This is a genomic window from Reyranella sp. (genome assembly GCF_050185545.1).
Taxonomy (GTDB): domain Bacteria; phylum Pseudomonadota; class Alphaproteobacteria; order Reyranellales; family Reyranellaceae; genus Reyranella.
Window position 1 is genome coordinate 1 of record NZ_JBFWZI010000023.1, and the last position, 20,347, is coordinate 20,347.

Sequence of the window (20,347 nt, forward strand, 5' to 3'; positions counted from 1 at the left end):
GATTGGGCGCCGAGACGCTGACCGGCACGTCCGGCGACGACGTTATCGATGGCGGCGGTGGCGTCGACATGATGATCGGTCTTACCGGCAACGACAGATACTACGTCGACAATGCCGGCGACAAGATCACCGAGGCCATCGGACAAGGCGCCGACCATGTCTACAGCACTGTCGATTACACCCTGGCTGCCGGTCAGGAGATCGAGTCCCTGCGGGCCTACGGCATCGCGACGGGGCTGGTCCTGACGGGCAACGAGTTCGGCAACTATCTCGTCGGAGACGCGGGCAGCGATACGCTGAACGGCGAAGGTGGCGATGATGGGCTGAACGGCGGTGCCGGCGCCGACTTCATGGCGGGCGGCACCGGCAACGACAGATACTACGTCGACAATGCCGGCGACCAGGTCACCGAGGCGGCGGGCGGCGGCAGCGACACCATCTACGCTAGCGTCGACTACACGCTGGCGGCCGGCCAGGAGGTCGAGTTCCTGCGGAACAACGGATCGGCTGGCCTTGCGCTTATCGGCAACCAGTTAGCCAACCACCTAGTCGGCGGTGACGGCAACGATACGCTCAATGGCGGCAGCGGCGCTGACACGATGGCCGGCGGCGGCGGCGACGACAGCTACCATATCGATAACGCCGGCGACCTCGGGATCGAAGCGGGCGGGGGCGGCAACGACACGATCTACGCCAGCGTCGACTACACGCTGGCGGCGGGCCAGGAGATCGAATCTCTGCGTGTCGACGGGGAGAACGGCCTTCATCTGACGGCCAACGACTTCGGGATGGAACTGGTCGGCGGCGAAGGTGCCGATACCCTGACGGGCGGAGCCGGCAGCGACGTCATTTTTGGCGGCGCCGGAGCCGACGTCATGGACGGCGGCGACTTCAGCGTAGGGGATACCTTTCACGTCGACAACGTCGGCGACCAGGTCGTGGGACACGTCTTTTCTTCAACCATCTATACCAGTGTCGACTTTACGGTGAGCGGTGGTGTGGACAGCGCTACCGTGTACGCTGTAGGGCCAACCGGCCTTCATCTGACGGGCGGCAGCGGCATCAACACCCTGGTCGGCGCTGACGGCGACGACACGTTGACGGGCGGGGCGTTTGTCAACAGCCTCGACGGCGGCGCAGGCGCGGACATCATGATCGGCGGAGCAGACGCCGACTACTACTATGTCGACAACGCCGGGGATCAGGTGATCGAGGCGGAGAGCGACAACATCATCGGCAAGTTCGACACGATCTATGCCAGCATCGACTACCCCCTGGCGGCGGGGCAGGAGGTCGAGTACCTGCGCGTCGCAGGGGTGAATGGCCTGCGTCTGACGGGCAACGACTTCGGGATGGAGCTGGTCGGCGCTGAAGGCTCTGATACCCTGACAGGCGGAGCGGGCAACGACACCATCAAAGGCGGCGCTCAGCTAAGCGGCCCGTTTGATCCTCCGCCGGGCGATACGCTGCGCGGTGGAGCGGGTGACGACCACATTTTCGGCGGAGCTGGAAGCGACATCATCGACGGCGGCGCCGGCGCCGATATCATGGATACCGGTAGCGAGTACTTTGGCAGCTCGATCGATGGCAGCATCATGGGCATCCCGTCCTCCGATACGATCTATGTCGACAACGCCGGCGACCAGGTCTTCGGCAGCACCTGGACCTCGACCATCTATGTCAGCACCGACTGGACGGCGACCGGCAATGTGTCGGGCGCTACGGTGCGCGTTGTCGGGTCGGCCGGCCTTCATCTGACGGCTGGCGGCATCAAATACGCTCTCATCGGCGGTGCCGGCGACGATACGCTGACGGCTGTAGGGTCCACCGTCGCCCTCGACGGCGGCGCCGGAGCGGACATCATGACAGGTGGAACAGGTCGCAACACCTACTACGTCGACAACATCGGTGATCAGGTGATCGATGCGGCGCAGAACGACGGCACGGGGTTCTCCGGCGACCCGCCAAGAAGCGACATCATCTTCACCAGCGTCGACTACACGGTGGCGGCGGGCCAGGAGATCGAACATATGTACGCCACCGGGGTCAATGGCCTCCGGCTAACGGGCAATGAGTTCGCGATGAACCTGTACGGCAATGTCGGCGACGACACGCTCAACGGCGGCGGGGGTGTCGACACGCTGAACGGGGGAGCGGGCAATGACCTCCTTGTCGGCGGCACCGGCAACGATATCCTTGTCTTTGGTCTCGCGTCAGGCCACGACAAGGTTGGTGATTTCACGTCGGGCACCGACAAGATCGATCTCACGGCCTATGATTTCGCCTCCTTCGCGGAAGTCATGACGTTGGCCTCCGACGTCGGCGCCAACACGGTAATCACGTTGGACGCTTCCGACACGGTGACGTTGTCGGGCGTGCACATCTCCCAGCTTAGTTCGGGGGATTTTCTGCTCTGATCGGGCTGTACACGGCAGCCCGGCATGAGGCCATCTTGTCCCTCAAGTGGACCCAGGTGAATTTTCAAGGTGGGTCGGTGGAATTCCGGCGTAGGGATGCAAAGGGCAAGCTGCTACCGCAGACGAAGAAGAAGCGACCGAATGCACCGCAGTCCGACAGGTTGATGCGCTTCTTGCGTTACGCCTGGGCCAGGGAACAAGGTTGGCCAGAGAACAGGGTCGGCCAGTCGGCGAGTACGTAGTGCATCACCGGGGTGGCCCGTTGCTGTCCGTCAAGGATGCCTTCCAGAACGCGGCCCTTCGGGCCGGCCTGATCAGGACGCAGACCAACGCCGCGGGCAAGGTGAAGATTCTGAACCCCGGCGAGATCACGCCCCACATCATGAAGCACACACGGATCACGTGGCTACTGCGTGCCCGTGTGGCAGGTGTCGGGTCTCACTGCCACCAGTGTCGCCACGATCACCAAGGTGTATGGTCACCACATCCACGATGAGTCGAAGAATTACGCAAACGCCGTGTGAAGGCAGATGGGTGCTTTGCTTCCCCGCCGATTCGTGATGTTTGGTGCAGTCTGGTGATTGAGAAGATGTAAATTATTCAATGGGTTAACGAGGCGGGGGCCTTCACGCGGGTGGGGTCCTAGGTTCAATCCCTACAGCGCCCACCATCCATCCCCCCGGAACAATCCACACCGTGCCGCCCCTTGACATCGGGCCGAGGGTCGGAAGATCACGGGGCCTGATGCGGCGAGTGTTGGCAAACGGATTCCTGGTAGCGGTGTCGGTCGTGCTCTGCCTCGCGGTGGCGGAGGCGGCGACACGCTGGATCGATGGACATTCGTTCTTGGAGTTGCGGCTGCCCGAAGCCAGGGGCTCGATGGGGCTTGACACCACGGCGCAGCATATCGACTCGGTGCCGCTCGCGCGCGGGGTCGATCGCACGTGGTTCTACCGCCCGCCGCCCCCGTTGCCCAACCGCGGCCAGCACTCGCCCTGGACGGAGGGCGCGGCGCCTGCCGACCCCTTGGCGAGGGCCGACTTTCGCACCGACTTCAGGCCGCCGGACTTCTTCAAGGCATGGAACGCTGCCTTCGTCGGCGATCCGTGCGCCAGCCCGTTTTTCAGCGGCGCACCCGGTCGGCTGATCGTGTTCGATCCGCCTTCGGGGGAGCGCCAGCCGTTCTATCGCTACCTGCCCAATACCACCACGCCGCTCGGGCTGGTCACCAATCAATTTGGCTTCCGCGGCCCGCCGGTCGACTACAGGCGCCGGCCCGACACCGTGCGCATCGTCCTTATCGGCGCCTCGACGACGGCGGAGGCGCACGCCACAGCGTACTCCGGCTCGGAGATGCTTCACTACTGGCTCGGCCTATGGGCCGCCGCCAACCATCCCGGCCTCAGGTTCGAAGTCATCAACGCCGGGCGCGAGGCTGTGAAGTCGCCTGATATCGAAGCGATCGTGCGGCAGGAGGTCCTGCCGCTCCGCCCCGACCTGGTCCTTTACTACGAAGGCGCCAACCAGTTCGAGCTGGCGCCGCTGGTCAAGAATCTGCCTGCCCGCCCGCCGGGCGATCAGCAGGGCCGGGAGGGCACTGTGGCCGACTGGTTGCGCGAGGCGTCAGGCTGGTCGGCCCTGGCGCGACGGGGGCGCGCGCTGTTCGGCATGACGGAGATCACGGAGGGCGGGGGCGAGCCGCCGAAGCCCGACTACAAACTCGAATGGCCGCGCGGCGTCGACGAGGCCGATCCTGACATCGCGAGCCCGGATTTGCCGGTCAACCTTCCCGTCATCGTCGCCGATCTCGACCGGATGCGCAAAGAGCTCGCTGAGGTGGGCAGCGAGTTCGCGGTCGCGTCCTTCATGTGGCTGGTGCGCGAGGGCATGGTCCTGAACCCGCTGCGCAACCGGCTGATCTACGACTACCTCAACGTCAACCACTTCCCGTTCCGCTATCGCGACATTGCGCGGCTGGCGGCCTTCCAGAATCGCGTCTTCGCCAAGTACGCCGCCACGCGCGGAGTGCCGTTCATCGACATCGTGCGCTACATGCCGTTCGATCCCGACCTGTTCGCCGACGCCATCCATAACACCCAGCCCGGCATCAATCTGCGAGCCTGGATCGTGCTGCAGCAACTCGTGCCGATCATCGAGGCGCGCCTGGCGAGCGGCGCCTGGCCCAGGTCGCCGCCGCCCGCCCAGCCTGACAGCCATCCGGCCTTCGCCATCGAGCCGCGACTGATCACCTTCGATTGCACGCGGCCGCCGCCGGCGGCGTCGCCCGGCGACGGCAGGGATTCACGGGGCTAGACAAAGACCAGGGCTGCTTCGCCGGGCGGGTCAGCCGCGCGCGGCGATCTGCTCCAACGCCTGGGGCAGGCGGGCGAAGTGATCGATCACCGCTTCGGCGCCAAGCTCCTTCGCCGGCCGTGCCGTGTAGCCCCAGCTCACCAGCACCGCCGGCAGGCCGCCCGCATGAGCGGCGGCGACATCGTGGATCGAATCGCCGATCATGATGGCGCGGTCGCGCCGACCGCCGAGCCTGTCGATGAGCTTCAGGACATGGCCGGGGTCAGGCTTGCGCACCGTGAAGGTGTCGGCCCCGGCGACGTCGGCAATCGGCGGCATCAGCTTCAGGTCGCGCAGGATCGTGCGCGCCGGGTTCTCGAACTTGTTGGTGGCGACGCCCTGCCTCAGACCCAGCTGGTCGAGCCGCGCCACCACCTCGGCGACGCCGTCGAAGGCCACGGTGTAGCGCACGGGAAACTCCTCGTAGTACTGCACGAACTGCCGCGTCGCGGCGCTCAGCGCCGCATCGTCCAGCGTGATTCCGTTCTTGGCGAAGGCGCGCTTGATGGTGACTTTGCTGCCTTCGCCCATGAACAGGCGGGCGTCGTCGTCGCTGATCGGCGGCAGGTTGTGATCGGCCATCAGCCGGCTCACCGCCACGCACATGTCGCGCGCGCTGTCGATCAGGGTGCCGTCGAGGTCGTAGATGATCGTGTCGAACCGGGCGGCGATGAGATTGTCGGCGTTCGGGTGCATGCACACCCTCCTTAGCACACTCGCCTTGCAGGACCGCCAGTGTCGTGGCATCGGACGGGCATGAAATCGTCCCGCGCTGCGGCTCGCGCCGCGGACCCCGTGGCCGTCGTCGTCCTGGCGGCCGGGGCCGGCACGCGCATGAAGTCGCGTATTCCCAAGGTCCTCCATTCGCTCGCCGGCTGGCCGATGGTGCGCCACGTGATCGAGAATGCTTGCGCGCTGCGGCCGGCGCCGCGCATCGTGGGCGTCGTGGCGCCGGGCGCGAAGAGCGTGGCCGCCGCCTTCGCGCCGCACGCGGTCGTCGTGCAGGACAAGCCGCTGGGCACGGGGCATGCGGCGCGCGCGGCGCTATCGGCGCTCGCCGGGCATCGCGGGCCGGTGCTCGTGGTGTTCGGCGACGCGCCGCTGATCACGACGGCGACGCTTCGCCGCCTGGTGGCGGCTTGCTCGCGCGCGAGGGCCGCCGTCGGCGTGCTGGGGTTCGAGGCGGCCGATCCCGCGCCCTATGGACGCCTGATCCTGCGCGACGGCGGGCTGGAGAAGATCGTCGAGAGCCGCGACGCCGCGCCGGCCGAGAAGCAGGTGAAACTCTGCAATTCGGGCGTGATGTGCATCTCCGGCGAGCTGCTGCCCGGGCTGCTCGGCGCCATCCGCAATCGCAACGCCAAGCGGGAGTTCTATCTCACCGACGTCGTGGCGATCGCCCGCGCCGCCGGCCATCGCACTATCGCCGTGACCGGCGAGGAAGCCGAGTTCCAGGGCATCAACTCGCGCGAAGAGCTCGCCGCTGCCGAGCGCGCCCTGCAGCAGCGCCTCCGCCGCGCCGCCCTCGATGCAGGCGTTGGCATGCAGGACCCGGAAACGGTGTGGCTCGCCGCCGACACGCGGCTCGCCGCCGACGTATCGATCGGCCCGTGCGTGCGCTTCGGCCCGGGCGTCAGCGTGGGCGTGGGTAGCGAGATCAGGGCGTTCTGCGACATCGAGGGCGTCCGGATCGGCCGCGATACCATCGTCGGTCCGTTTACCCGCATCCGGCCGGGCTCGGTGGTCGCCGATCGTGTGCATATAGGCAACTTCGTCGAGCTCAAGGCGACCCGCATGGGGCGCGGCGCCAAGGCCAACCACCTGGCCTATCTCGGCGACAGCGACATTGGCGAGGCGAGCAACATCGGCGCCGGCACCATCGCCGTGAACTACGATGGCTACGGCAAGCACCGCACCATCATCGGCCGCGACGCCTTCGTCGGCTCCAATTCCTCGCTGGTGGCGCCGGTCCGAATCGGCAACGGCGCCAACGTGACGGCGGGCAGCGTCATCACGGAGGACGTGCCGGCCGGGGCGCTTGCCTTCGGGCGGGCAAGACAGGTGACAAAGAAGGGCCGGGCGGGCGAGCTTCGGGCACGGCTGAAAGCCCGCGCCGGCAAATAGCAACCAGCGAGCCCTCCCATGTGCGGCATCATCGGCATCATCGGCAAGGCGTCCGTCACCCCGCTGCTGGTGGAGGCGCTGAAGCGCCTGGAGTATCGCGGCTACGATTCGGCCGGCGTCGCGACGCTGGTCAACGGCCACATCGATCGCCGCCGGGCCGAAGGGAAGCTGGTGAACCTCGAGGCGCGGCTTGCCCGCGAGCCGCTCGCCGGCACCATCGGCATCGGCCACACGCGCTGGGCAACGCATGGAAAGCCGTCGGAGCGCAACGCACACCCCATCGCCACCGACCGTGTCGCCGTCGTCCACAACGGCATCATCGAGAATTACCAGGAGCTCAAGGACGAGCTGATCGCCGAGGGCCGCCGCTTCGACAGCGACACCGACACCGAGGTGGTGGCGCAGCTCCTGACGTCGCTGCTCGAGCACCAGGCCACGCCCCAGGAGGCAATGGCTGCGGCGATGGAGCGCCTGCGTGGCGCCTTCGCCCTGGTGGCGTTGTTCGCCGGCCGCCACGACCTGCTGCTGGGCGCGCGCCGCGGCAGCTCGCTCGCGGTCGGCTATGGCGACGGCGAGATGTATATCGGCACCGACGCACTTGCACTCGCGCCCTTTACCAAGCGCGTGACCTACCTCGAAGAGGACGACTGGGTGGTGCTGCGACCGGCCGGCGCCACGATCTTTTCGGGCCGCGAGGAAGTGAGTCGCCCGATCAAGCAGAGCGGCATCTCCGGCGCCATGATGGGCAAGGGCAACCACCGCCATTTCATGCTGAAGGAGATCTACGAGCAGCCGGCCGTGGTGGGCGACACGCTTCAGACCTACCTCGATCCCGCGACCCGAGCCGTCCGGCTTCCCGCGACGCCGCCGATCGATTGGACGAGTGCGGGCCGGCTCACCATCACTGCCTGCGGCACGGCCTTCTACGCCGGCCTGGTGGCGAAGTACTGGTTCGAGAAGCTCGCCCGACTGCCGGTCGAGGTCGAGGTGGCGTCCGAGCTGCGCTATCGCGAGCCGCCGCTGCCCGGGAAGGGGGGCATCTGCCTCGCCATTTCCCAGTCGGGCGAAACCATCGATACGCTGGAGGCGCTGCGCTACGCCAAGCGTCACGGCCAGACCATCGTGGCGGTGGTCAACGTGCCGGAAAGCGCCATCGCCCGCGAAGCCCACGCCGTGCTGCCGACCCTGGCGGGGCCCGAGATCGGCGTCGCCTCGACGAAGGCCTTCACCACGCAGCTCACGGTGCTGCTCGCCGCGGCGAGCGCCGCCGGCCGGGCGCGCGGTACCTTGTCGGCAGAGGACGGAGCCCGTCTTGCCCACGCCCTGATCGAGCTGCCGGCCGCCCTCAACGAGGCGCTGGCACTGGAGGCACAGTACCAGCGTATCGCCGAGGACATACTCGCGGTTGCCCGCGACGTCCTCTATATCGGCCGCGGCCCATCCTTCCCGATTGCCCTCGAAGGCGCACTGAAGCTGAAGGAAATCTCCTACATCCACGCCGAGGGCTATGCCGGCGGCGAGATGAAGCACGGCCCGATCGCCCTGATCGACGAATCGGTGCCGGTGGTGGTGGTTGCCCCGAGCGACGCCTTGTTCGACAAGACGGCCTCCAACTTCGAGCAGGTTCACGCCCGCGGCGGCAAGCTGGTCCTGCTGAGCGATGCAGCGGGCGCCGCGCGGCTTGCCGAGCATGCCGCGGCGACCGTGACGCTGCCCGCGGTCGATCCACTGGTCGTGCCCATTCTCTATACCGTGCCGGTGCAGCTCATCGCCTACTACACGGCGGTCGCGAAGGGCACGGACGTCGACCAGCCACGGAACCTGGCGAAGAGCGTGACGGTGGAGTAGGGCGCACGGTCGTCAGCCAATCGATGGAGAGCAGCGGCACGTCTTGAACGGCCGTGCGTTGCGGAGCACAAGACACGATGGCGTGCTGGACCCCGCAACGGAGGCGTTGATGGCAAAGGCCTACTGGATCGCAAATTATCGTTCGATCAAGGACCCCGCGGCTCTCGAGGCATACGCGAAGCTCGCCGGCCCGGCGATCGGCGCCGCGGGCGGGCGCATCGTGGTTCGCGGGATGCCGGCCAAGACCCTCGAGGCGGGCCTGAACCTGCGCACCGTCGTCATCGAGTTCGACAATGTCACGAGCGCCGTGGCGGCCTACGACAGCCCCGGCTATCGCGCCGCCCGGGAGCTTCTGGGTGATTCGGTCGAGCGCGACATCCGAATTGTGGAAGCCGCCGAGTAGGCCCTCGATCAGCCGGCAGGCTCGTGGGCGAGGTCGTCCGACCTCACTACGGTCCTGATCGGCACCGCCCAGGCACAGACGCTCATGTTAGCTGATCAGGCGGGTAGCCTAACGCCATTGCTTCCCGGCTTTGCCGAACCACGCCGGGGCGGAGGATGAGAATAGCCTTACCGCGTCCCCTGGGGCAGGCCAGGCGCGAGGCCCGGTGGCGCCTGCTGCGGCTGGGGGCGCGGCTGCGCCGGGGCGGGTCGCTGGGCGGGCGCGGGCGCCGGCTTGGCGGGCTGCATCGCCTGGATGATGGCGCGCATCTTCTTGGTCTCGGCTTCCTGCGCCTTCTTGAATTCCTCCTCGTTGAGGAAGCGGTCCTTGTTGGCGTCCATCTCGATGAACTGCTTGACCGCCGATGCGGTCATCTCGACGCGGTCGAGCACGCCGTCCTTGTTGGTGTCGATCTCCTGGAACTTGCGCAGCACGAGCTGGCGGCGGATGTCGTAGGGCAGCAGCCCCTGGGCCTGCGGGCCGTCGGCCGGTCCGGCCAGGGTCACGTATTCCTGCTGGCTGATCTTGACGTCGTTGTTCTTGTCGAGCTTGTCGGCCTCGCGCAGTTGCATGTCGATGAAGTCGTTGACCGCCGCCATGCCCTGGCGTCGGCGCTGCTCCATCTGCTGGCGCTCCTGCTGCTCGCGCGCGATCGAACGCTGCACGATCAGCCGCACCTCCGGCTCGGTGACCTTGTTGTCGCGGTCCGTGTCGTACTGGTTGAACTCGGAATGGATCAGCGCCTCGGTCTCGGCGCGCTCGACGAAGCCGTCGCGGTTGGTGTCGAGATTGCCGAACTCCGCCTTGGCGCGATTGCGGCGCTCATCGAGGCTCGGACCGTTGGCGACGTCGTGCGAGAAGGGCGGCTCGGCCACCTTGACGAACTCTTCGAGCGAGAGCTTGCCGTCCTTGTTGGTATCGAGCTGGTCGAACGACTTCATGCGATACTTCAGGAAGTCGGCCCGAGACACCTCGCCCTTCTTCTCGGTGTCGATCTCGACGAACCACAGCGGCAGCGGCACCGGCGGCGGAGTGCCGGTGGCGGTCTGGGCGGGCGGCGTCGCGGCGGGCGCCGGTTTCTGGGTCGTCTGCGGCGGCTTCGCCTGGGGCGCGGTCTGGTCGGCAGGGCGCGCCGCGGGCCAGCCTTGCGTCGGCGGCGTCTGCGCGAACGCAGGGGTGCCGACGGCGGTCAGAGCGAAAAGAATGGGGGGGAGCAATCGCTTCATCGGCGGTGAACCGGAATGTGAGGGGTCGTTTCGTATCAATGGCAACGCGCGGCGTGTCAACACTCCGCGCTGCGGATCGATCCTGCGACGCAATCACGCCGAAAGCATGGCGGACCGCCATTTGGGTTGCGCCAGTTCCCGGGATGAGCCATCGTGGTTTTCGAGGCATGACCCCGAAGAAGGGTCGCAAGGTATTGGGAGGCAAGGGTAATTTCGCGTGATCGGGACGTAATATGTGCCGGGCTGCGAATCCAGCATGACCATGGCAGGACCGTCTTCATCCAGCGGCGAACCGCTACTCAGCGTGTACGACGTGTCGGTCCGCTTCGGCGGAATCGTCGCGCTCGATGGCGTCACGTTCGACGTCTTTGCCGGACAAGTGGCGGGCCTGATCGGCCCCAACGGCGCCGGCAAGACCACCCTCTTCAATTGCCTCAGTCGGCTCTATACGCCCAACAGCGGCGACATCCGTTTCGAGGGCCGGACCATTCTAGACCGGCCGCGTCACGCAATCCCGCAGATCGGCATCGGCCGCACGTTCCAGAACGTGGCGCTGTTCGATCGCATGTCGGTGCTCGACAATGTCAAGGTCGGCTGCCACAGCAGGAGCTCGACCGGCTTCCTCGATAATGCGCTGCGCCTTCCCAAGGTGAAGCCGGAGGAGGAGCACATCGCCGAGCGCGCGCACGAGCTGATCGCCTTCATGGATCTCGAGCCGTTCACCAACGCCATGGCGGGCGGGCTACCGTTTCCGATCCGCAAGCGGGTCGAGCTTGCGCGAGCCTTGGCCTCGAGTCCCAAGCTGCTGCTGCTCGACGAGCCGGCGGCCGGCCTGAACCACGACGAGATCGACGTGCTGAAGGGCCAGATCAAGCGCGTGCGCGATACGCAGAACGTCACCGTGCTGCTGGTCGAGCATCACATGAGCCTGGTCATGTCCGTCTCGGACAAGGTGGTGGCGATCGATTTCGGCAAGAAGATCGCCGATGGCACGCCGGCCGAGGTGCAGCGTGATCCGGAAGTGATCCGCGCCTATCTGGGGACCTCGTAAATGGCTGCGCTGCTGGAAGTAAGAGGCCTCAAGGCATTCTACGGGCAGACGCAGTCGCTATACGACGTTGGCTTCGAGATCGAGAGCGGGGGCATCACGACCCTGCTGGGCGCCAACGGCGCCGGCAAGACGACGACTCTACGCGCGATCTGCAACATGGTGCGCACCGACGGCTCGATCCGCTTCGAGGGCAGGGATCTCAAGAACATGGCGACCGAGGAGATCGTTCGCCTCCGCATCGCCCACGTGCCCGAGGGCCGCGGCACCTTCACGACGCTCACGGTCGACGAGAATCTTCGCATCGCCGCATACACGCGCAAGGACAAGTCGGCCGTCCAGACCGATCTCGAGCGGGTGTTCACCTATTTTCCGCGGCTCAAGGAGCGAGTCCAGCAGCAGGCCGGCACGTTGTCGGGCGGCGAGCAGCAGATGCTGGCAATTGCCCGCGCCCTGATGCTGAAGCCGCGCCTGATGCTCCTCGACGAGCCGTCGTTCGGCCTGGCGCCGCTGATCGTCGTGGAAATCTTCCGCATCATGCGGCGCATCAACGAGGAGGAAGGGGTAAGCATGCTGCTGGTCGAGCAGAACGCGGCGCTCGCCCTCGATCTCGCCGATCACGCCTACGTGCTGGAAACCGGACGGGTCGTGATGTCGGGCCCGTCCGATGAGATCAAGAACGACGAGAACGTTCGCAAGTCCTACCTCGGCTACTAGAAGTCGGAGATCATGGAACAGTTTCTCCAGCAGATTGCCTCCGGCCTGGCCAACGGTGCGATCTATGCCTGCGTCGCCCTGGCGCTGGTCATGATCTACGTGTCGACCGACCACATCAATTTCGCCCAGGGCGAGATGGCGATGTTCTCGACCTACATAAGCTGGCAGCTCATGACGTGGGGGGCGAGCTTCTGGGTCGCCTTCGCCGCCGCCGTGGTGCTGTCCTTCATCATGGGCGTGATCATAGAACGGGTGATCCTGAGACCGCTGCACAGCGCGCCGCTGCTGTCGATCGTCGTGGTGTTCATCGGCCTGCTGGCGATCTGCAATTCGGTGGCGGGCGCGATATGGAGCTACCTGATCAAGGAATATCCGACGCCGTTCCCCAAGAGCAGTTTCGGGATCGCCGGCGTGATCGGGCCGCACCAGCTCGGCGTCGTGGTCGTCACCCTGGTGGTGCTCGGGCTGCTGTTCGTCTTCTTCCGCTACACGCCGCTCGGCCTCGCCATGCGCGCGGCGGCGCAGAACCCGCAGATGGCGCGGCTGGTCGGCGTGCGCGTCGACTGGATGCTGGCGCTGGGCTGGGGACTTGCCGCGGCGGTAGGCGCGGTGGCCGGCATGATGGTAGCGCACATCGTCTATCTCGATCCCAACATGATGGGCGGCATCCTGCTCTACGCCTTCGCCAGTGCCCTGGTGGGCGGCATCAGCAACCCGGGTGGCGCGGTGCTGGGCGGCTTCATCGTCGGCGTGCTCGAGAACATGGTGGCCTTCGCCGGCAACCAGATCGAGAAGGCGACCGGGGTCTACATCATCGGCAACGGCGAGAAACTCACTGTCGCGCTGATCATCGTCATTTTCGTTCTTACCGTGAAACCCGCTGGCCTGTTCGGTCGCGTCGTCGTGAAGAGGGTCTGAGCCATGCCCCGAACTTCCAACAAGGCGTGGCTGTGGGCTCTGCTGGCGGCGGCCTTCCTGGTCCCGCTGCTGCGCGACGCCGTGCCGGACGTGGTGTCCGACTACCGCCTGTTCCTGGTCAGCACCATGATGATAGCGGCCATCGCGGTGCTGGGGCTGAACCTCCTGACCGGCTTCAACGGCCAGATCTCGCTCGGCCACGGCGCGTTCTACGCCGTCGGCGCCTACGTGGCGGCAATTCTGATGGACCAGCTCGGCTGGCCCTACTGGCTGACCCTGCCGGCAGCAGCCATCATCTGCTTCATCGTTGGCTACCTGTTCGGCCTGCCGGCCCTCAAGCTCGAGGGCCACTACCTGGCCTTGGCCACCTTCGCGCTGGCGCTCGCGGTGCCGCAGATCCTGAAATACAAGTGGCTCGAAGGCCTGACCGGCGGCGTGCAGGGCATCGTGCTCAGCAAGCCCGAGGCGCCGTTCGGCCTGCCTCTCAGCGAGGACCAGTGGCTTTACTATTACATACTGGTCGTCATGGTGCTGCTGTACTGGGCGGCCGCCAACATTCTGAACAGCCGCAGCGGGCGCGCCATGATGGCGATTCGCGACCAGTACATGGCCGCCGACACGATGGGCATCGACACCGCCCTGTACAAGACCGTGACCTTCGGCATCAGCGCCGCCTATACCGGCATCGCGGGCGCGCTCTCGGCCTCGGCAATCGCCTTCGTTGCGCCCGACAGCTTCAACTTCTTCCTGTCGATCAAGTTCCTGATCGGCCTGGTGGTGGGCGGCATCGGCTCGCTGGCCGGGTCGGTGGTGGGGGGCATCTTCTACGTGCTGGTCGACAACTCCGCCCAGGCGCTCTCGACCTTCGTCAAGAACGACCTTGGCCTGCAATTCGACCTGTCGGCCTACACGGTGTTCGGCATCCTGCTGATCGTGCTGATGTACCTGATGCCGATGGGCATCGTGGGCGGCGTCACCCACCTGATCCGCAGCCTGCGCAGCAGCCTGCGCGGCACGCCGGCCAAGGAACATCAGGCCGCTGCCAAGCAGCGCGCCTGACCGCCTGAGCCTGAAAAAACCACGCATCCGAGTAAGGAGTAGTCGATGGCGTAAACCCACCCAGGGAGGATAACCATGAAGACGAACAGGCGTAGCGTCGTCGGCGGTCTCGCGGCCGCTGCAGTGCTTTCGGGTACCCGAGTAGCGTATGCGCAAAAGAAGTACGACGAGGGGGCGACCGACAAGGAGATCAAGATCGGTCATACCAACCCCTACAGCGGGCCTGCGTCTTCCTACGGCATCATCGGGAAGGCTGAGGAAGCCTATTGGAAGAGTGTCAACGACCGCGGCGGCATCAACGGCCGGATGATCAAGTTCGTCACCCTCGACGACGGCTACTCGCCGCCCAAGACGGTGGAGATGGTCCGCCAGCTCGTCGAGCAGGAGAAGGTGCTGGCCCTGTTCCAGACGCTGGGAACGCCGACCAACACGGCGATCCACAAGTACATGAACCAGAAGAAGGTGCCGATGCTGTTCGTCGCCACCGGGGCATCCAAGTGGGGCAAGCCCAAGGAGTTCCCGTGGACGATGGGCTACCAGCCCGACTACCATACCGAGGCCGTCATCTACGCCAAGCACATCCTGGCCAACGTCAAGGACGCCAAGATCGGCGTGCTGATGCAGAACGACGACTATGGCAAGGATTACTGGGAGGGTTTCAAGGACGGCCTGGGCAAGGAAGCCGGCCGCGTCGTCAAGCACGTCACCTACGAGGTGACGGACCCGACGGTCGACAGCCAGACCATCCAGCTCAAGGACTCCGGCGCCAACGTCTTCTTCAACATCTCGATCCCGAAGTTCGCCGCGCAGTCGATGCGCAAGGCGGCCGAGATCGGCTGGCGGCCGGTGCAGTACCTCAACAACGTCTCGGCCCAGGTGACGACGACGATGAAGCCGGCCGGCTTCGAGAACGTGCAGGGCGTCATCACGGCGGCCTGGCTCAAGGACCCGACCGACAAGCAGTGGGACAACGACGCCGAGATGAAGACCTGGCGCGAGTGGATGGCCAAGTACGTCCCCAACGGCAATGTCGGCGACGTGAACTACGTCTACGCCTATTCGGTGTCGTTCCTGATCGAGCAGACACTGAAGAAGTGCGGCGACAACCTCACGCGCGCGAACCTGATGCGTCAGGCCGCCAACCACCAGAAGCTGCGCGTGCCGTGCCTGCTGCCCGGCATCACCGTCAGCACCAGCCCGACCGACTTCTACCCGGTTCAGGCGGTCCAGCTCCAACGCTTCAAGGGCGAGAGCTGGGAACTGTTCGGTGACGTCCTGTCGGCCGAGGCGACCTGACGCCCGCCTGCGCACCTGCCGCAAAAGGCCGCCGTGAGGCGGCCTTTCTTTTCCCATCGCCCCGGGCCTCGCCGAGGCGCGTGATCACCACCGAGCTGGAACTCGGCTAGCTCAGCCAGGCACTGCCGTAGGCGCTGGTGAAGTCGATGCCTACGATGAGATCGTTGAAATCGTGGTCGCTGCTGCTGCCCTGGCGGTCTTCCCAGCCCCAGGTGTTGAGGCCGTAATTCCACAGGTGGGCGACCGGCTGGCCGCCCGAAGTTTCGTTGGCCTGGGAGAACCCCCAGTAGGTCTGCGAGGTCGTCAGGTTGACCAGGGTCATGGCGATCAGGTCGCCGGAGTCGACGTCCTTCAGCTTGGTCTCGTGGTACTTGCCGTAGCCCGGGCCGAGGATCGACGTCTCGTTCCCGTCCGTGTGGTAGGCGCGCGCCGCCGCCGCCGCTTCATAGCCCGCCGTACCCGGCAGGAGGCCGCCGACCGAGCCCAGCAGGTCGTCGACCCGGTAGAAGGTGAGGGCGATCGAATCGGTGCCGTCCTGGCGCAACCGCACGATCGCCGTCTGGTCGTCCAGGGCATCGACCGTCTCGGCGACGGCGATCGGCCGGGCGACGCGCACCATCTCGTGCGGCACCGTCCCGGTGCCGGTCGGCACCATGTAGTCGACGAAGCCGAAATCGGTGGTCAGCGTTCCCTGCACCGTCTTGCCCTGTGCGGCATGGATCTCGACTGTCAGCGTCTCGCCCTCGGCGAGGGCGTGCTGCACGATCGTGCCCTGGGTTTGCGAGTCGAACAGACGCACCAGCGCGGCGTCGAAGTCCTCTTGCAGGGACTGCTGAGCGAGCTGGCTGGTCCACGCCTGCGCGCCGCTCGCCGCACTCGTGTAGGAGTCGGTCTGCGTGCCCATCGACACGACGACGCTGGCACCGTGCTTGGACACCGTCTGGAAGAGCAGGCTCTGAGCGACCGCGCTGGTCGGATCCGACGCGCCGAGATCGAGCACCGGCGGCTTGTCGGTGTGCGACATCTGGGAATGCGCGATCGCCGTCAGAGTGCGCGCCAGGATGGTGCCGTTGGGTGTGCCCAGCCCGGTCGTCAGATCGTAGCCCGCCTGTGCTTCATAGCCGTTGCCGGTGGGCACGATGTCCAGGCCGACGTCGGAATCGTGGACCGGGCCGTCGGCCGTCGTATAGAAGCTGTTCTTGTTGTTGCCCATCGTGATGTCGTTGAACGACGCGGGCGCAATGGCTGCGGCGGCATAGAGCAGGTCGTTGTAGTAGCCGAGCAGAGGCAGATTCTGGTCGGTGAAGATCGCATCGATCTGCGCCGTGAGAGCGGCCCACAGCGGCGTCGACGCACTCGTGCCGCCGGTTGCGGTGAGCAGCGACTGGCTGGTGTCGCCGACATAGCCGGCGTTCAACACGGCGTACTTGGTATCGCCGTCCGCCAGCGCCGCGACGTCGGGATAGCCGCGCTTGCCGCCGGTCATGTCGGAGAGACCGAAATCCATCTGGTAGCCCGGAATCAGTACGCCCGAGGCAATGCCTCCCGAGCCGGCATTGTTGGAGCCGAAGGCTACCGTGAGCTGGTCGGTGTTCGGATCGACGAAGGCCTCGTCCATCTGCCAGACGGTCTCGAACAGCGTGGCCAGCGGGGTAGCCGCATCCGGAGGTGCCGGCGCCACGTCCGGCATCGTGTTCGGCAGGCTCTTGAGCCCGGCGGCGACCAGCGAGAACAGGGTCGCCGGAACGCTCATCAGGGCCGCATCCAGGTGGGTGGTGAGCGAATCGTCGAGGCCGGCGACGTAGCGTCCGGCGATCGAGGTGCCGCCGACTCCGATGGCAAACGGCGAGGCCTGCCACTGGTTGACGTTCGCGATACCGTTGTAGATGTACCCGGTCGCGCCCTGGTCGCCCGCCGCGTTGTGCACGGAGACGTTTGCCAGGGCACCGTCGACGAAAAGGTCGTGCCATGCCTGGTAGAACGGCGACCCGGCCGTCGACTGCGTGAACCCCACGATCGACGACGACAGGACGTGAGGATCGTTGATCTGATCGAAGAACGCCGCCTGGTAGGCGGCGAAGGGCGTCCCCGAGAGCAGGGCGTAAAGAAGCTGCGTGCTGTTCGGTGCAGCGCCTGCGACTGTCGAGATATCGAGCCCCAGCTCGGGGTCGACCTGGCCTGTGCCGTCGGGGCCGGTGACCACGACGAACTCGTCGGCCGTGACCGTCGGCAGGCCGACCTCCTGCCGGTAGGCATTGTAAGCCGCGAACAGCGCCTGCTGCTGATTTACGTCGTCCGCGATGATTGCGATGGCAGGCGTCTCGACCGTGGACGATAAAGGAAAACCGTAGTTGCTCGCGATCGCGGCCGGCGTGGCTTTCTCATAGTCGCCGTTGTTGGCGGCATCGTTTCCGATGCTGAGCGGTCCCGGGTCGAGGGTCACGCCCGTCGAGTCCTTCACCTCCGGATTGCTCAGGAGTGCGTCGACCTCGAACCACAAACCGCCGATGTCGTCTTTGGAGATCTTGCTGTTGAGGCCGAGATCTCCGGTCCAGGCGACCCCATCGTACGTCGACCCATCGACCCAGAGCAGCTCGTTGCCGAACAGATCCTGGAACGTCGTCGGGTCGACGGTCGCCCAGATCGTCCGGTTCTCGACGGAAGAAACGAAGCCGCTGCCCGTCGCATTGTCCAATGCGCTCTGGCCCACGACCGACACCAGGTCGGCGCGTACCTTTTCGTATGTCGCCTGGTCGGCACCGTACTTGTCGAAAACGGCGTTCTGGTCGGCGAGTGCCGCCTGACGCTCGGCCCAGGAATGGTTCGTCAGGAGATCGGTCGGATCGTGCTTGCGTTTGACGATCAGCGCGATGGTCAGCGCGGCGCCGGACGACGCTTCTCCTATGGTCGCGTCGGTCGAGCCGGACTTGAAGAAGCCGGCCAGTGTATCCTGCGCCTTGCTTGCGTCCCCCGTGGCGACGTCCTTGTACTGGCTCTCCGTGTATTGATTGGTCCCGAACGCGTCGAGAAACGTCGACTTCGTCAACTGACTATACGTCGCCACCCGGTACTCCCATTCCCACTCATATATAATTGCATGTTAAATGCGAACTGTCCAGTCGTAGCCTTTGCGATGGATGACGTCAGGTTGGCGCAGCGACAGCGCCGTCGCGAGCCGACCCTTCGACAGGGAGGGCACGCTTCACGTGGGACGACACAAACGTGCTTCGCGACCAGGGTGACAGTCACCGCGCGCTATGCGTTGGCCGCTGGCAGCGGAAGCGGTTCCGCTTCGGAACGACCTCGCGTTCCCGTCGCCTGATTGCGTGGCACTGGCATACGGTCTGCCACGCCATTCCTCTCTCCTGAGCAGGGAGACGAACGCGAAAATGGGGCATGCGTTTTACATTGCAAACTTGTATAGCGCGGAGCCCGTTTTCTCCTTCCCAGGGCCTGCGATTTCGCGCAAACCTGCCGCGTGTAAATGCGTAGTGCGTACAGAAGCGTAAGGCACAGGAGGACACGTTGAGGATCAATAGGCGTGGTTTTGTAGGCGGTGCGTCCACGGCCGCCATTTTGTCAGCGTCGGGAGTGACGTTCGCGCAAAAGAAGTATAGCGACGGAGCATCCGACAAGGAAATCAAGATCGGCCACACCAACCCCTACAGCGGTCCGGCGTCCTCGTACGGCGTGATCGGCAAGGGCGAGGAGGCCTACTGGAAGAGCGTCAACGACCGCGGCGGCGTCAACGGCCGCATGATCAAGTTCATCACGCTCGACGACGGCTATTCGCCGCCCAAGACCGTCGAGGTCGTGCGCCGGCTCGTCGAGCAGGAAAAGGTGCTGTGCACCTTCAATACGCTGGGCACGCCGACCAACACGGCGATCCACAAGTACATGAACCAGAAGAAGGTGCCGATGCTGTTCGTCGCCACCGGGGCGTCGAAGTGGGGCAAGCCCAAGGAGTTCCCGTGGACGATGGGCTATCAGCCCGATTACCACACCGAAGGCGTGATCTATGCCAAGCACATCCTGGCCAACATCAAGGATGCCAAGGTCGCCGTGCTGATGCAGAACGACGACTACGGCAAGGACTACTGGGAGGGCTTCAAGGAAGGCCTCGGCAAGGAAGCCGGCCGCGTCGTCAAGCACGTCACCTACGAGACGACCGATCCGACGGTCGACAGCCAGGTCATCCAGCTCAAGGATTCGGGCGCCAACGTCTTCTTCAACATCTCGATCCCCAAGTTCGCCGCGCAATCGATCCGCAAGGCGGCCGAGATCGGCTGGAAGCCGGTGCACTATCTCAACAACGTCTCGGCCTCGGTCGCCTCGGTCATGAAGCCGGCCGGCTTCGAGAACAGCCAGGGCATCATCACCGCGGCCTATCTCAAGGATCCGACCGACAAACAGTGGGAAAACGATCCCGAGATGAAGGCGTGGCGCGAGTGGATGGCGAAGTACATGCCTGGCGCCAATCAGGCCGACGCCAACTACATCTACGCCTATTCGGTGTCGTTCCTGATGGAGGCGACGCTGAAGAAGTGCGGCGACAACCTGACCCGCGAGAACCTGATGAAGCAGGCCGCCAATCATCAGAAGCTCAGGGTACCATTGCTGCTGCCCGGCATTACCGTCAGCACCAGCCCGACCGATTTCTATCCGGTCCAGTCGGTGCAGCTCCAGCGCTTCAAGGGCGAAACCTGGGAACTGTTTGGCGATGTCATGTCGGCCGAAAGCACCTGAGCGTTCCTAACAGCAAGAGAGAGAGAGGAAGGCCGCCGCTCACCGGCGGCCTTTTTTGCGTGCAACGTGAGAGTGTGTTCGTCGACCCTTTGCCATGATTCTGGTGTATAGTAACTTGTTAACTATGCATCTCGCGCCCCCGCAAATTCAAGGT

Annotated in this window: 14 protein-coding genes; 11 read left to right on the plus strand and 3 right to left on the minus strand. The window is 65.3% G+C overall.

What is annotated here, in order from left to right; translation table 11 throughout:
• Together AB7O82_RS08945 and AB7O82_RS08950 are read left to right on the plus strand one after the other, a co-directional pair.
• On the plus strand, positions 1-2,417 hold a 2,417-nt coding region (locus AB7O82_RS08945; protein WP_428619204.1), incomplete at its 5' end, for a beta strand repeat-containing protein.
• Between the two features lie 756 nt (positions 2,418-3,173).
• Complete coding sequence (locus tag AB7O82_RS08950; protein WP_428619206.1) at positions 3,174-4,730, plus strand: hypothetical protein; 1,557 nt, start codon at positions 3,174-3,176, stop codon at positions 4,728-4,730.
• Between the two features lie 30 nt (positions 4,731-4,760).
• Here AB7O82_RS08950 and AB7O82_RS08955 read toward each other — a convergent pair whose 3' ends face one another.
• Positions 4,761-5,465, minus strand: a complete 705-nt coding sequence (locus AB7O82_RS08955; RefSeq protein WP_428548233.1) for an HAD-IA family hydrolase — start codon at positions 5,463-5,465, stop codon at positions 4,761-4,763.
• A 99-nt stretch (positions 5,466-5,564) separates the two neighbouring features.
• Between AB7O82_RS08955 and glmU the strand changes: the two genes are divergently transcribed.
• Genes glmU through AB7O82_RS08970 form a run of 3 tightly spaced genes read left to right on the plus strand, consistent with a single transcriptional unit; the run spans position 5,565 to position 9,144 of the window.
• Complete coding sequence (glmU, locus tag AB7O82_RS08960; protein WP_428548230.1) at positions 5,565-6,893, plus strand: bifunctional UDP-N-acetylglucosamine diphosphorylase/glucosamine-1-phosphate N-acetyltransferase GlmU; 1,329 nt, start codon at positions 5,565-5,567, stop codon at positions 6,891-6,893.
• An 18-nt stretch (positions 6,894-6,911) separates the two neighbouring features.
• Positions 6,912-8,741 carry a glutamine--fructose-6-phosphate transaminase (isomerizing) gene (gene glmS / locus AB7O82_RS08965; protein WP_428548227.1) on the plus strand — a complete coding sequence of 610 codons (1,830 nt, stop codon included), beginning with the start codon at positions 6,912-6,914 and terminating at the stop codon, positions 8,739-8,741.
• Between the two features lie 43 nt (positions 8,742-8,784).
• A complete protein-coding gene (locus AB7O82_RS08970; protein WP_428619208.1) occupies positions 8,785-9,144 on the plus strand; it encodes a DUF1330 domain-containing protein in 360 nt (119 codons plus the stop codon).
• A 167-nt stretch (positions 9,145-9,311) separates the two neighbouring features.
• Here the strand turns inward: AB7O82_RS08970 and AB7O82_RS08975 are convergent, their stop codons facing one another.
• Positions 9,312-10,409 carry an EF-hand domain-containing protein gene (locus tag AB7O82_RS08975; protein WP_428548221.1) on the minus strand — a complete coding sequence of 366 codons (1,098 nt, stop codon included), beginning with the start codon at positions 10,407-10,409 and terminating at the stop codon, positions 9,312-9,314.
• A gap of 262 nt (positions 10,410-10,671) precedes the next feature.
• On the opposite strand from AB7O82_RS08975, the gene AB7O82_RS08980 reads away from it, so the two are divergent.
• The 5 genes from AB7O82_RS08980 to AB7O82_RS09000 all read left to right on the plus strand — a co-directional run bounded on the left by AB7O82_RS08980 (position 10,672) and on the right by AB7O82_RS09000 (position 15,447).
• On the plus strand, positions 10,672-11,460 hold the full coding sequence (locus tag AB7O82_RS08980) for an ABC transporter ATP-binding protein (protein ID WP_428548242.1): 789 nt from the start codon (positions 10,672-10,674) through the stop codon (positions 11,458-11,460).
• Entirely contained in the window at positions 11,461-12,174 is a 714-nt protein-coding gene (locus AB7O82_RS08985) for an ABC transporter ATP-binding protein (RefSeq protein ID WP_428548218.1), read from the plus strand.
• 12 nt (positions 12,175-12,186) lie between these two features.
• Positions 12,187-13,092 (plus strand): branched-chain amino acid ABC transporter permease, encoded by a 906-nt coding sequence (locus AB7O82_RS08990; RefSeq protein WP_428548215.1) that lies wholly within the window; start codon positions 12,187-12,189, stop codon positions 13,090-13,092.
• 3 nt (positions 13,093-13,095) lie between these two features.
• Positions 13,096-14,151, plus strand: a complete 1,056-nt coding sequence (locus AB7O82_RS08995; protein ID WP_428548212.1) for a branched-chain amino acid ABC transporter permease — start codon at positions 13,096-13,098, stop codon at positions 14,149-14,151.
• Between the two features lie 75 nt (positions 14,152-14,226).
• Positions 14,227-15,447 carry an ABC transporter substrate-binding protein gene (locus tag AB7O82_RS09000; RefSeq protein WP_428548209.1) on the plus strand — a complete coding sequence of 407 codons (1,221 nt, stop codon included), beginning with the start codon at positions 14,227-14,229 and terminating at the stop codon, positions 15,445-15,447.
• A 106-nt stretch (positions 15,448-15,553) separates the two neighbouring features.
• Here the strand turns inward: AB7O82_RS09000 and AB7O82_RS09005 are convergent, their stop codons facing one another.
• Complete coding sequence (locus AB7O82_RS09005) at positions 15,554-18,511, minus strand: hypothetical protein (protein ID WP_428548206.1); 2,958 nt, start codon at positions 18,509-18,511, stop codon at positions 15,554-15,556.
• Between the two features lie 461 nt (positions 18,512-18,972).
• Here AB7O82_RS09005 and AB7O82_RS09010 point away from each other — a divergent pair, with 461 nt between their 5' ends.
• Positions 18,973-20,193, plus strand: coding sequence for an ABC transporter substrate-binding protein (locus AB7O82_RS09010; protein ID WP_428619210.1), 1,221 nt, complete (start codon positions 18,973-18,975; stop codon positions 20,191-20,193).
• Positions 20,194-20,347 lie beyond the last annotated feature (154 nt).

Bases quoted from the DNA above. Each gene is read 5' to 3' on its own strand.
- AB7O82_RS08955 (WP_428548233.1), bottom strand. From the start codon at position 5,465: ATGCACCCGAACGCCGACAATCTCATCGCCGCCCGGTTCGACACGATC.
- glmS (WP_428548227.1), top strand. From the start codon at position 6,912: ATGTGCGGCATCATCGGCATCATCGGCAAGGCGTCCGTCACCCCGCTG.
- AB7O82_RS08975 (WP_428548221.1), bottom strand. From the start codon at position 10,409: ATGAAGCGATTGCTCCCCCCCATTCTTTTCGCTCTGACCGCCGTCGGC.
- AB7O82_RS08980 (WP_428548242.1), top strand. From the start codon at position 10,672: ATGGCAGGACCGTCTTCATCCAGCGGCGAACCGCTACTCAGCGTGTAC.
- AB7O82_RS08985 (WP_428548218.1), top strand. From the start codon at position 11,461: ATGGCTGCGCTGCTGGAAGTAAGAGGCCTCAAGGCATTCTACGGGCAG.
- AB7O82_RS08990 (WP_428548215.1), top strand. From the start codon at position 12,187: ATGGAACAGTTTCTCCAGCAGATTGCCTCCGGCCTGGCCAACGGTGCG.
- AB7O82_RS08995 (WP_428548212.1), top strand. From the start codon at position 13,096: ATGCCCCGAACTTCCAACAAGGCGTGGCTGTGGGCTCTGCTGGCGGCG.
- AB7O82_RS09000 (WP_428548209.1), top strand. From the start codon at position 14,227: ATGAAGACGAACAGGCGTAGCGTCGTCGGCGGTCTCGCGGCCGCTGCA.